Genomic DNA, 11,654 nt, shown 5'->3' on the forward strand with positions numbered 1-11,654 from the left:
ACTATGATCCATAGTGACTTGAGAGGGCACGTGGCACTTGTCAGTGGCGCCGGAAGTGAAGTTGGAATTGGCATGGCGATCGCTCGCAGGCTAGGTGCATCTGGGGCGAAGTTGATCGTCACTGCAAGCAGCAACCGCATTGCGGATCGGGTTAAAGAACTACGCCTTGAAGGGTTTGAAGTTGCAGGCCTGCCAATTGACCTCACCGATGAAAGTCAGGTGCGTGAATTTGGCATGTGGGCGGAGTCAGTCTGGGGGCGTGTCGATATTCTGGTGAATAATGCCGGTATGGCCATGCAAGGAAGCCCTGAGCTTTTCTCGGAATTGGCAACTATGGAGTTGCATGAGTGGAATCTGTCACTGGCAAGAAACTTAACGACAGCTTTTCTTCTGACTCGAGCCGTTTTGCCCGGCATGAGGGCGCGAAATTACGGGCGCATCGTCAATATTAGCTCCACCACGGGCACCAGGGGGAGCAACCCGGGCGAAGCAGCTTATAGCGCCGCTAAGGCCGCGATGGTTGGCATGAGCATGGGACTTGCACTTGAAGTCGCTAAACAGGGGGTTACCGTAAACAGCGTTGCTCCCGGCTGGATCACGACGGGATCAACCTCACCCGTTGAAGCAGAGGCGGGGCGCTTCACCCCAATAGGGCGGGCGGGCAGTCCCCGCGAAGTGGCTGCCGCGGTTGCATTTCTGGCGTCTCCCGAATCCAGTTACATCACGGGTGAAGTCATCGTGGTGGATGGCGGGAACTGTCTGCTCGAGAACAAAGCCCCTCACGCCTGATTTCAAGTTACGTCGGTTTATTCGCTGAATTTCAGATTGTTCAGTGGGATAAATTGATGGTCAAAAATAAGGTTGCTGCGTTCACCGAAATATACCGAGGCATAGGTTGATCCGCGCTGCAAATATTGATGGCGAGCACTCAAGTTGTCAGTGGCTGGCGAAGTGTTTTCAGTCATTCACGACCGGAGAGGGGGTGAGTGTGGCGCTGGCTGGTCGTTTATCTGGGCGGTGACGATTTTTAATTAATGTAATAATTAGAATAGGGTTTTGATCATGTCGAAAAGTGGAATACGTGAATCGGCGATTGCTGCTTTTACCGCCTCCGAGCGTGCCCGTTTTATAGAAAACAACCCAACGTCAATGGCGCTGGCCAAGCGTGCCAAGGCGAATCTGTTCAACGGTGTTCCCATGCACTGGATGAGCGATTGGTCGATGCCTTCGCCGCTCTTCGTCCAGCGTGCCAAAGGCGCACGCTTCACCGATGTTGACGGTCATGAATACATAGACTTTTGCCTGGGCGACACCGGTACGATGTTTGGCCATTCACCTGATCCTATCGCCCGTGCCATAGCCGAGCAGGCGAATAATGGCTTGACCACGATGCTGCCTGGTGAAGACGCGGTGGTCTGCGGCGAGTTGCTGGCTCAGCGATTTGGGCTGCCTTACTGGCAGGTGACCGCCAATGCGACTGACGCCAATCGTTATGTGTTGCGCTGGGCGCGAGCTATCACCAAGCGCAATGTGTTGCTGGTGTTCGACGGCTGTTATCACGGCACGGTGGATGACGTGATGGTACGGTACCGCGAGGGCAAAACAGTGCACCGTTCAGGTCTTGTGGGCCAAGCCTACGACTTGACCCAATACAGTCGATCTATTCCCTTCAACGATGTCGCCGCACTAGAGGCTGCTTTAGCCCAGGGCGATGTGTGCGCGCTGATGTGCGAGCCAGCGATGACGAATATAGGCATGGTCCTGCCCGATCCGGGATTCATGCAGAAGTGCCGCGAGTTGACCCGCCAGTATGGCAGCCTGTTGGTCATCGATGAGACTCATACCATTTCTACGGGCATCGGTGGATGCACTCGCCAGTGGGATTTGCAACCCGACTTTTTCGTGGTGGGTAAACCCATCGCAGGTGGCGTGCCTTGCGCTGTCTTTGGCGTTACCGAGCAAGTTGCGTTGGCAATGCACGACGCGCAGAAGACCGTTAGCGAAGAGAGCGGCGGGCATGGCCACAGTGGTATGGGAACGACGCTATCGGCAAACGCACTGGCGATGCGTTGCATGCGAGTCAGTCTCGAAGAGGTCATGACAGACTCTGCATACCAACACATGTTGTCCCTGGCCTCAAGACTGGCTCAGGGATTTCGAGATTTGTTCAAGCAGCACCAACTGAACTGGTCGGTAACAGAGTTGGGCGCCCGTTGTGAGTTTCAATTCTGTGCCACCCCGCCAAGAACAGGTGCGCAAGCCGAGGCGGCTTTTCATGACAGCCTTCAAATGGCTCTGCATCTCTATCTGATCAATCGCGCAATCCTGATTACTCCTTTTCACAATATGACCCTGTGCTGTCCCCAGACAAGTCATGCGGATATCGACAGGCTGATCGGTGAGTTGGATAGCGCGCTGACCACGCTGCTTGCCCTACCTGGGGCTCGGCTCATCCCTTCATGACTGGACGTCTGAAGACTCCAGATTTCTCAAATACTGCCAAGTCGCTTGAATGAGCGTTAAGAGGATTGACATGAAATTTGCTGATAAAAAAGAGGCTGAAGATTATCTGGCCGCACACCCTGAAGTGCTGAGCCTCGAGTTGTTCCTTATCGACGCGAATGGTGTTCCACGGGGCAAACTGTTGCATCGCGATGAGTTGTTGGCGATCTACGAAAATGGTCGGCCGCTGCCAAGTTCCATTCTCGCGTTGACCGTGCAGGGTGAGGACGTAGAAGACACAGGCCTGGTCTGGGATGTCGCTGACGCTGATTGCTGGACTTACCCCTTGCCGGGAAGCCTGACCTTGCAACCCTGGCGTACCAATCCCACGGGCCAAGTGCAGGTGAGCATGCACCCGACCCAAGGTATCCCCGCCGCACCGGCCGACCCGCGCCATGTACTGGTGCACACCATCGAGCGGCTTAAAGCCGATGGATTCCATCCGGTCATGGCCGTTGAGTTGGAGTTTTACCTGCTCGACCAACAACGCGACGTCAACGGCCGGCCGCAGCCGGCGTTGCAGACCAATGGCGTACGCCCTGTTGCTCCGCAGGTTTATGGCGTATACGAACTGGAGCAGCTTCAGCCGTTTCTTGATGACCTCTATGCGGCTTGCGCGGTGCAAGGGCTGCCGGTGCGTACGGCAATATCCGAGTATGCCCCAGGCCAGGTCGAGTTGACGTTAGAGCATCGTTTCGACGCACTGCAGGCCATTGATGAGGGCGTACGTTACAAACGCCTGGTCAAAGGTGTGGCCAACAAACATGGGCTGCAAGCGTGCTTCATGGCCAAGCCATTCAGCAATCAGGCTGGTAGCGGTATGCATTTGCACGTCAGCCTGGCCGATGAGCAGGGTAACAACCTGTATGCGAGTGAAGACCCACAGGGCACGCCGCTGTTGCGTCACTCAATCGGAGGGATGATGGCAACCTTGTTTGATTCGCTGGCGATATTTTGCCCCCATGCCAATTCATATCGACGGTTCCAGACCGGTAGTTACGCGCCGCTGGCCAAAAGTTGGGGAGTCAACAATCGTACTGTTTCGTTTCGCGTGCCCGGCGGCCCCGCGATAAGTCGGCACATCGAACACCGGATTTGCGGTGCCGATGCCAACCCCTATCTCGCCGCGGCCGCAGTACTTGCTGGCATTCACCATGGCATCACTCATCAAAGCGATCCCGGCGCGGCGATTGAAGGCAATGGCTACGAACAGGCTACCGAATTTCTACCCACCGATTGGCTTACAGCGTTGCAGGCATTGCAAAGTTCAACGTGGGCACACGAGTCGCTGGGAGCTGAATTCCTAAAGGTGTTTCTGGCGATCAAGTGGCGCGAGTTCCGTAAATTCTACGCTGAAGTCGGGGAGCAGGACTGGCGCTGGTACCTCACTCACGCATGAGTATTGGCCGGCCAGCACGCCTTGAAATGGATCGCTGACGGCACCGACTCCCGCCCGGCCACCGTCTGAGTCAATCAGCTATCGACAGACCGTGCCGTTGTGTGTGGTGAATGGGCGGGGTAGAGCGTTGCCGCTTCTGGCGGGCGATTGAGCATTCAGATAGTGCGAGGCTCAGATCAATTGCGGGTTTTCTTCCAGCACGCCGCGACCTGCCAGCAAAGTGGTGGTTTGCATCCTGGGCGCTGTTTGTAGAAAATCCCCCTTTTGCTCGAAAGGATGCGCGCAATGAAGGTCGAGGGGACTGTTGCAACGACGGCTGTGCGCTCGCACGTCAATGACGCTCTGCCCACCTACCATGCTGGCGACGTAATCGTCAGCATCCAGGCGCAGGTCAATGGTGGAATTGGCCCACAGCGCTCTTCCGTGTCCCTGATCATCAAGACCTGAGTAGGGCTGCACATGTCCGAAATTACCCAGACGGTCATCGTCGTGGCGCTGGCCTTTCTACTTGATCGGTTTCTTAAGCCGTACCCGCTGCGCAAGTGGCTAGGGGCGACGCTGGTGGTGACTGGCGCAATCGGCTGCGTTGCACTGAGCCAGGTCCAGTTGCTGGGCTTCGACATGGGATTGATGTCGGTGTTTGCCGTGCCGATGGGAATGGGGCTGTTCGTGACCAGGCGGCGGTTTGTGGAGGTTGGCTGAAGTGCATCATTTCAAGGCAAATATGGAAGAGCTGGGCCTTCAGGGACTTGAGTCATTCTTGGGCACTCTGTCCACCACAGTGGCGACCATCGGCGAATTGATCAGCGGCTGCACAGATCACCCTGCCCAATAAAAAGCGGCAGGAGAAAAATCGCTAGCGCAAGGACGAAGAGGGTATCGGGGACGATAAGCCGTTTTGATCTGCACCCTCAATGCCCTGCCGCACGCCTGCATGCGGTGGCGCCCACGCGCTTACCGAGTTTGATGTAGAGCTGCACGACCCTCGTGCGGTCTGCGTACGAATACATGAATGATCTCTTCAAGAGTCCAGGTTTTCGTCCGCAGCTCCGGTGGGCCTGCTGGTGAGGACGTGGTGTCGGTGATTCAGCCGATATCGACTTTCATGGCGATGTCCCAGCTGCCGGCGCTGTTTTTCGCCAGGCCGATCATCATCAGGCCGAGCGCCTCGAGCGTCTGGGCCATCTGCAGGCCGCCGACATCCAACGGACGCAGGCCGAGACTCTCGAGGAAGGTCGAGACGCGCGCCTTGGCGTGCGCATCGTCCGCTGCGATGAACGCGTCGAGACGCCCGCCCTTGGCAAGGACGTGGCCGAAGAGGGTGTTGAACGCCTTGACCACATGCGCGCTGGCGGGGGCGCCCTTGGCGATCTCCTGCGCACCGGAACTGCCGTGGGGGGTAACGAGGCCCGAGAGATCGGGAGCGACCGGGTTGGTGATATCGATGATCACCTTGCCGTCGAGCGCTTTCCCAAAGTCGGCCAGTACCGCCACCGCACTGGGGTACGGCACGGCGAGAATGACGATGTCGCCCGCCGGAGTGGCACCGTAAGTCCCTGTGATCGCTGCGGAGGCGAGCTTGTCGGCAAGCGCCTGCGCCTTGGCGGGATCGCGGCTGACCACCTCGACGGTGTGTCCGGCCTTGGCGATACGGCCGGCGATCGCCGTGGCCATGCCTCCCGAACCGATAATGCTGATAGTGCTCATGTGCAGTCTCCGTTCTGAAATCAGGTATTTCCGTCTTTTCTGGACGGGTTACGCCGTCGCGGCTTGGCCACCCGCCGGGCGCAGTGCGACCCGGCGGAGTGCCGTCACCTCATCAGACGGCCGGGAAGTAATGACCGTTATCAAGATCGGCGAAGAGTCCGGGCTGGGTCGGTTCCCAGCCAAGAACCCGGCGCGTGATGGCGTTCGATGTCGGGGTGTCCAGGGTGACCAGATTCGCAAGGAACCCGAAGTAGCCAGGCAGCATCAGCACGTCCGCGGGAATAGGTACGGCCGGCAGATTCAACCGGCTGGCAATGGCTTCGGCGATCTGGCGGTACGGGACAGCCACCTCGGCGATTGCATGCCAGTTTCTGCCCGCGGCGCCTTTCTCCAGCGCCAGGCGAAACACTGTGGCGAGGTCACGGGCGTGCACGGCCCCCCAACGGTTGGCACCGTCTCCGGGGTAGCCGACGACACCCTTTTCCTTGGCCAGCCCGATCAACAGCGGCAGGAAGCCGGCGTTATCGGTGGAGCTGTGCATGATCTCAGGGATCCGCACGATCGAAGACCGTATGCCCTTTTCGGCGAGACCGATCACCGTGGTTTCCACGATGTTGCGAACCCGCAGGGTATTCTTGTACGGATCGCCGCCGGGAAGGGGCGGATCCTCCTCGGTGGCCGGCCGGCCCAAGCCCTCCCAGCCGGGCGAGCCGACGCTTCCAGAGACGACCAACGGCTTTCCGCTTCCGGCCAGTGCTTGGCCATAGGCGAGCATGATCTCAAGCTCCGCGGCCGCAACGGCGTTGATCCCGCCGGTTGGAATCAGGTCCTGCCGGTGCGCGAGGTGGATGACGCCGTCCGAGGCTGCCGCCGCCTCCTTGAGCCGGTCGAGATCCTCGAGATTGCCGCGATGTACCTTGGCGCCGAGCGCAGCAACCGCCGCCGCGGCCGCGTCGGACCGAGCCAGGGCCGTGACCTCATGGCCGGCGGCGATAAGATCGGAGATGATGTACGGACCGGAATGGCCGGTGCCGCCAGTGACGAAAACGAGCATGTTATTGGCCCTTCTGAGCTGTGTGATACGAAGCGTGCTGGTGCACTTAATGTACGAGCCATGCTGGTGGTTTAACTTGCAAAAAGCAAGTGAATTGCAGGAATTTACTTGTATAACGCAAGCGATGTTGAGGGCCGGCCATGAAAACAACATCCCAAGAAGAGGTCCGCTCCCATTGCGCAGTGAACTATGGCGTGGAGATTTTCGGTGACCGGTGGTCGCTCTTGAGCATTCGCGACATCGTTTTGTGGGTAAGAAGACCTGTGGCCAGCTCCTGAAAAATGAACCAGACGGCAAGCAAAAACGAGGTCAGAAACCTCGCGACCAGAATGCTCTTGTCCGGGCCATCCGGTCGACTGGCACTGATAGAAGCCACGAGCTGAAACGGGCACGCTGAGCTTCTTTGGCAAGGAACCGGCCATGCGCCCAAAGCGGCCCCCGTTTCCAAGGCGTCGAGTCTGGAATCTTGGGAACAACAGGAGTAAAAAATACCTTACCTGCCTCAACCCAGAGGATGTGCCAATGGTCATTACGGTCAAGGAACGCGATGAGGATCACATGTCCCATGACGCCAATAACGCGGGCGTCAGGATGTGGGATGTCTACCAGGGCGATGTGCTGGTCGGCGTTTATCACAGTGAAGCGGATGCGTTGAAGTACAAGGCTTTACTGGAGAGCGGTCGTTTGGACAGCCTCAAGGCGCCTCCAAAAGGCTGAGGCCAACACCATAAAAAAGCCCAGCTTGATGCTGGGCTTTGTTTTTTGAGCAGGGGCGGTCGGCCAGATGAGACGCCGATCACCCGATCAAACCCCGCTGTCACCCTGGGCTTGTCGCGCGGCCTTGTCCTTCTTGTGGTTCTTCAGGTCCAGCCTGATACCCCAGGCAATGACGACGATGCCAAAGATGGCCATCAGAATGATTTGTTCGGTAGGCATAGCCTGCTCCTTGCAGAAAACGCTCATTGAACGTGCTGCCGTGGTGTCTGCCAAATCGAGGGGGTTACAGAATGTTTCGATGGGCGGGCAATCCGGCGCCTGTCGAGCCGCAAGGGTGTGCCGAATTCGTCATCGTCCCGGCCTAAAGCGATCAAGCCGCGAGCCCTGGAATGGACCAGTCTGGACAGTCTGTTCAAGGAGCTGATTATGATCCGACTGTCCCTGGCTGAAGCTCGCGAGCTGGCCGAATCGATCCTGCTGCACAACGGTTTCAACCTCGCCCACGCCCGGGCGGTGACCGACACGGTGATTGCCGGCGAGCGTGATGGCTGCGCCTCCCACGGCCTGTACCGGATACTGGGCTGCGTGAACTCCCTGAGGAGCGGCAAGGTGGCCGCCGACGCCGAACCGCAGGTCATCGATCAGGCACCGTCCATTGTGCGGGTCGATGCGGCGGGTGGTTTCTCCCAGTTGGCGTTCCAGGCGGGTCTGCCCTTGCTGCAAGAGAAAACCCGGGCCAACGGGATCGCGGCCCTGGCAATCAATCGCTGTGTGCATTTCTCCGCGCTCTGGGTCGAGATCGAGCAACTGACCGCCGCCGGTTTGGTCGCGCTGGCCTGTACGCCCAGCCATGCCTGGGTCGCGCCGGCCGGTGGCAATCAGCCGGTGTTCGGGACCAATCCCATTGCCTTCGGTTGGCCGCGTCCGGGTAACCAGCCCTTTGTCTTCGACTTCGCCACCAGTGCGATTGCCCGTGGCGAGATCGAGCTGCATCGGCGCGCCGGCAGAGCCATTCCCGAAGGCTGGGGCGTGGACGCCCAAGGGCAGCCGAGTACCGATGCCAATGTGGTGCTCGACAGCGGCGCGATGTTGACGTTCGGCGGGCACAAGGGCTCGGCGTTGGCGGCCATGGTGGAGCTGATCGCCGGGCCGTTGATCGGTGACTTGACCAGTGCCGAATCCCTGGCCTATGACGCCGGCAGCAAGTCGTCGCCGTACCATGGCGAACTGCTTGTCGCCTTCGATCCGCAACGTTTTCTCGGCGCTGCCACCGCGCAGCATCTGGCCCGTGCCGAAGCCGTGTTCGAAAGCATTGAGGGGCAGGGCGCACGCTTGCCGTCGCAACGGCGTTATGAGGCACGAGCGCGCAGTCTGGTGGAGGGTGTGCAGATTCCCGAAGCGCTGTACAACGATCTAAAAGCGCTGCTGGCCTGAATGAAGGAGGGCGCCATCGGTCTGGCCGATGGCACCCGGTTTTTACAGGGGGGTGCGCTGGTGGTGGCCGTCGACCAGGCGACTGATACCCAGCGGGTTGGCGTTTTGCAGCGCTTCGGGCAACAAGGCATCCGGGCAATTCTGGTAGCACACCGGGCGCAGGAAGCGTTCGATAGCCAGGCTGCCGACCGAGGTGCCTCGGGCATCGGAAGTGGCCGGATAAGGCCCGCCATGCACCATGGCGTCGCCGACTTCGACACCGGTCGGATAGCCGTTGAACAACACCCGCCCGACCTTTTGCTCCAGCAGCGGCAGCAGCTCGCCATAACGTTGCAGATCACCGGCCTCGGCGATCAGCGTGGCCGTGAGTTGACCGTGCAAGCTGCGTAGCGCTTGTTGCAGCTCGGCGTTGTCGGCCACTTCGATGACCACGCTGGTCGGGCCGAAGACCTCTTCCTGTAACAGCGGATCACCGTTGAACAGCAGGCTGACGTCGGCCTTGAACAGCTGCGGCTGCGCCTGATTACCCTGCTGCGGCTTGCCGGCCAGATGGCTGACGCCCGGATGCTCGAGCAGGGCCTGCACGCCGTTGCGGTAGCTGCGCAGCGTGCCGGCATTGAGCATGGTTTGTGCCGGTTGTTCGTTCATCAAGGCGCTGAGCAGCGCGGTGAACGCCGTGAACCTTGGCGAAGCGATACCCATCACCAGGCCCGGATTGGTACAGAACTGACCGCAACCCTGCACCACCGAAGCCACCAGCTCACGGGCGATCTTTTCGCCGCGCAGTTGCAAGGCTTCGGGCAATACCAGCACCGGATTGATGCTGCTCATTTCGGCGAACACCGGAATCGGCTGCGGCCGGGCGGCGGCCATGTCGCAGAGCGCGCGTCCCCCGGCCAGGGAGCCGGTGAAGCCGACCGCCTGGATCGCCGGGTGCTTGACCAGGGCTTCACCGACCCCGGCACCGTAGATCATATTGAACACACCCTTGGGCATATCGGTTTGCTCGGCGGCGCGGATGATCGCATCGGCCACCTGTTCCGCCGTCGCCATATGCCCACTGTGGGCCTTGAACACCACCGGGCAGCCCGCAGCCAACGCGGCCGCGGTATCGCCACCGGCGGTGGAGAACGCCAGGGGGAAATTGCTTGCGCCGAACACCGCGACCGGGCCGACGCCGATTCGGTACTGGCGCAGGTCGACCCTTGGTAGTGGCTGGCGTTCGGGCAATGCGCGGTCGATGCGCGCGCCATGGAAATCACCCCGGCGCAGGACTTGCGCGAACAGGCGCATCTGACCGCTGGTGCGGGCGCGTTCGCCCTGGATACGGCCGGTGGGCAGGGCGGTCTCGCGGGTGACCAGGGCGATGAAGTCGTCATCCAGGGCATCCAGTTGCGCGGCGATGGCCTCGAGAAACTCCGCGCGCCGGTTGGCTGACAGCGCACGAAAGGCCGGGTAGGCAGATGCAGCAGCCTGGGCGGCGGCATCTACTTCAGCAGCCGTGGCCTGGGTGAAGACGAAGGGCAGGGCCTCGCCGCTGCTGGCATCATGGCTGTGCAGGGTGACGGTGCCGACGGCGCTGCGCGCACCGCCGATGTAGTTGTGGCCGATGATTTTTGGCATGAAAATTCCTGTCAGGAGGAAGGGCATCCTGGTGCCAGTCGGTTATGGCGGTGGTGCGTCGAAGGCAAATTTGTGGCAAGGGGCAAGCCCCTATGCCGCTCAGTCAGGGGAAATGGGATCGCCACTGAACCTGTGGGAGCGGAGCTTGCCCGCGAAGCTTTTAGGGGCCTCAAGGGCCTCTTCGCGAGCAAGCTCTGCTCCCACAGGGACCGTGTTCGGCCTTAATTGAGCGGTATTGGCGCTTGCCCCTCGCCACAAGTGTGCAGCCAGCTGGCGTTGGAGGCATTGGGTTCGAGTCTCAGAGACCCACGTCCGGCAGCGCCGGACGGTTGGCCATCGCCTTGGCCATGATCTGCTCGACGAACACCCGGTCGGCTTCCGGCAAGGCCAGGCGTGGCGGACGGGTCAGCGCGCTGCCACGACCGGCGATGGCTTCGCACAACTTGATGCACTGCACCAGGTCGGCACGGGCGTCTAGGTGCAGGATCGGCATCAGCCATTCGTAGATCGGCATGGCTTCGGCAAAGCGCCCGGCCTTGGCCAGGCGGAAGATGGTTTCGCCTTCTATCGGGAACACGTTGGACATGCCCGAGACCCAACCCTCAGCCCCCACCGCGATACTCTCCAGCACCACATCGTCGAGGCCGGCGAACAGCACGAAACGGTCGCCGACTTCATTGCGCACGTCGATAAAACGCCGGGTGTCGCCGGAGGAATCCTTGAAGCACACCACGTTGTCGCAGTCGGCCAGGGAAATCAGGATGTCCGGGGTCACGTCGTTTTTGTAGATCGGCGGGTTGTTGTAGACCATCAACGGCACGTCGGCGTTCTTGGCCACGTAGCGGTAGTGTTCGGCGGTCTCGAAGGGCTTGGAGCCATAGACCAGTGCCGGCATCAGCATCACGCCGTCGACCCCGACCTTGCGCACCGCGTTGGCCACCTTGGCCGCCTGCACGCTGGTGAACTCGGCCACGCCGCAGATCACCGGCACGCGGCCACGGGAGGCGTCCACCGCGACTTCGGTCACGGCGATTTTCTCTTCGGCGGTCAATGAGGTGTTTTCCCCCACCGAACCACACACCACCAGGCCCGAGACGCCGTCACGGATCACGTTGGAAATCACCTGGTGGGTCTTTTCCAGGTTGATGGTGAAGTCGTCGTTGAATTGAGTGGTGACCGCCGGGAAGACGCCGCTCCAGTTGATGCGTTTGCTCATGA

At 60.2% G+C, this 11,654-nt stretch carries 12 protein-coding genes; 6 read left to right on the forward strand and 6 right to left on the reverse strand.

Features of this window, described 5'->3' with window-relative positions; genetic code table 11:
• The first annotated feature begins 3 nt into the window (after positions 1-3).
• The 3 genes from M5B99_RS12825 (at position 4) to M5B99_RS12835 (ending at position 3,901) form a co-directional block, all read left to right on the forward strand.
• Positions 4-789, forward strand: coding sequence for an SDR family NAD(P)-dependent oxidoreductase (locus M5B99_RS12825; protein ID WP_248804349.1), 786 nt, complete (start codon positions 4-6; stop codon positions 787-789).
• A 273-nt stretch (positions 790-1,062) separates the two neighbouring features.
• Complete coding sequence (locus tag M5B99_RS12830; protein ID WP_248804350.1) at positions 1,063-2,463, forward strand: aspartate aminotransferase family protein; 1,401 nt, start codon at positions 1,063-1,065, stop codon at positions 2,461-2,463.
• Positions 2,464-2,533: 70 nt separating this feature from the next.
• Complete coding sequence (locus M5B99_RS12835) at positions 2,534-3,901, forward strand: glutamine synthetase family protein (RefSeq protein ID WP_248804351.1); 1,368 nt, start codon at positions 2,534-2,536, stop codon at positions 3,899-3,901.
• Positions 3,902-4,072: 171 nt separating this feature from the next.
• On the opposite strand, the gene M5B99_RS12840 is transcribed toward M5B99_RS12835, so the two are convergent.
• Complete coding sequence (locus tag M5B99_RS12840) at positions 4,073-4,360, reverse strand: hypothetical protein (protein WP_248804453.1); 288 nt, start codon at positions 4,358-4,360, stop codon at positions 4,073-4,075.
• On the opposite strand from M5B99_RS12840, the gene M5B99_RS12845 reads away from it, so the two are divergent.
• Positions 4,361-4,603, forward strand: a complete 243-nt coding sequence (locus M5B99_RS12845) for a hypothetical protein (protein WP_248804352.1) — start codon at positions 4,361-4,363, stop codon at positions 4,601-4,603.
• 384 nt (positions 4,604-4,987) lie between these two features.
• Here the strand turns inward: M5B99_RS12845 and M5B99_RS12850 are convergent, their stop codons facing one another.
• Both M5B99_RS12850 and M5B99_RS12855 read right to left on the reverse strand, forming a co-directional pair.
• Positions 4,988-5,608, reverse strand: a complete 621-nt coding sequence (locus tag M5B99_RS12850; protein WP_248804353.1) for an NADPH-dependent F420 reductase — start codon at positions 5,606-5,608, stop codon at positions 4,988-4,990.
• A gap of 112 nt (positions 5,609-5,720) precedes the next feature.
• Entirely contained in the window at positions 5,721-6,662 is a 942-nt protein-coding gene (locus M5B99_RS12855; RefSeq protein WP_248804354.1) for an SDR family oxidoreductase, read from the reverse strand.
• A 522-nt stretch (positions 6,663-7,184) separates the two neighbouring features.
• On the opposite strand from M5B99_RS12855, the gene M5B99_RS12860 reads away from it, so the two are divergent.
• Positions 7,185-7,379, forward strand: a complete 195-nt coding sequence (locus M5B99_RS12860) for a hypothetical protein (protein WP_100941691.1) — start codon at positions 7,185-7,187, stop codon at positions 7,377-7,379.
• An 87-nt stretch (positions 7,380-7,466) separates the two neighbouring features.
• Here M5B99_RS12860 and M5B99_RS29960 read toward each other — a convergent pair whose 3' ends face one another.
• Complete coding sequence (locus M5B99_RS29960) at positions 7,467-7,598, reverse strand: hypothetical protein (protein ID WP_263860502.1); 132 nt, start codon at positions 7,596-7,598, stop codon at positions 7,467-7,469.
• A 207-nt stretch (positions 7,599-7,805) separates the two neighbouring features.
• Between M5B99_RS29960 and M5B99_RS12865 the strand changes: the two genes are divergently transcribed.
• Entirely contained in the window at positions 7,806-8,813 is a 1,008-nt protein-coding gene (locus tag M5B99_RS12865) for an Ldh family oxidoreductase (protein ID WP_248804355.1), read from the forward strand.
• Positions 8,814-8,855: 42 nt separating this feature from the next.
• On the opposite strand, the gene M5B99_RS12870 is transcribed toward M5B99_RS12865, so the two are convergent.
• Together M5B99_RS12870 and M5B99_RS12875 are read right to left on the reverse strand one after the other, a co-directional pair.
• Positions 8,856-10,436, reverse strand: a complete 1,581-nt coding sequence (locus tag M5B99_RS12870) for an aldehyde dehydrogenase (NADP(+)) (RefSeq protein WP_248804356.1) — start codon at positions 10,434-10,436, stop codon at positions 8,856-8,858.
• Between the two features lie 298 nt (positions 10,437-10,734).
• Positions 10,735-11,652, reverse strand: a complete 918-nt coding sequence (locus M5B99_RS12875; RefSeq protein ID WP_248804357.1) for a dihydrodipicolinate synthase family protein — start codon at positions 11,650-11,652, stop codon at positions 10,735-10,737.
• Positions 11,653-11,654 lie beyond the last annotated feature (2 nt).

Origin of the sequence: Pseudomonas sp. MWU13-2100, assembly GCF_023242365.1 — a bacterium.
Lineage (GTDB): Bacteria > Pseudomonadota > Gammaproteobacteria > Pseudomonadales > Pseudomonadaceae > Aquipseudomonas.

Bases quoted from the DNA above. Each gene is read 5' to 3' on its own strand.
- M5B99_RS12825 (WP_248804349.1), top strand. From the start codon at position 4: ATGATCCATAGTGACTTGAGAGGGCACGTGGCACTTGTCAGTGGCGCC.
- M5B99_RS12830 (WP_248804350.1), top strand. From the start codon at position 1,063: ATGTCGAAAAGTGGAATACGTGAATCGGCGATTGCTGCTTTTACCGCC.
- M5B99_RS12835 (WP_248804351.1), top strand. From the start codon at position 2,534: ATGAAATTTGCTGATAAAAAAGAGGCTGAAGATTATCTGGCCGCACAC.
- M5B99_RS12845 (WP_248804352.1), top strand. From the start codon at position 4,361: ATGTCCGAAATTACCCAGACGGTCATCGTCGTGGCGCTGGCCTTTCTA.
- M5B99_RS12850 (WP_248804353.1), bottom strand. From the start codon at position 5,608: ATGAGCACTATCAGCATTATCGGTTCGGGAGGCATGGCCACGGCGATC.
- M5B99_RS12855 (WP_248804354.1), bottom strand. From the start codon at position 6,662: ATGCTCGTTTTCGTCACTGGCGGCACCGGCCATTCCGGTCCGTACATC.
- M5B99_RS12860 (WP_100941691.1), top strand. From the start codon at position 7,185: ATGGTCATTACGGTCAAGGAACGCGATGAGGATCACATGTCCCATGAC.
- M5B99_RS29960 (WP_263860502.1), bottom strand. From the start codon at position 7,598: ATGCCTACCGAACAAATCATTCTGATGGCCATCTTTGGCATCGTCGTC.
- M5B99_RS12865 (WP_248804355.1), top strand. From the start codon at position 7,806: ATGATCCGACTGTCCCTGGCTGAAGCTCGCGAGCTGGCCGAATCGATC.
- M5B99_RS12870 (WP_248804356.1), bottom strand. From the start codon at position 10,436: ATGCCAAAAATCATCGGCCACAACTACATCGGCGGTGCGCGCAGCGCC.
- M5B99_RS12875 (WP_248804357.1), bottom strand. From the start codon at position 11,652: ATGAGCAAACGCATCAACTGGAGCGGCGTCTTCCCGGCGGTCACCACT.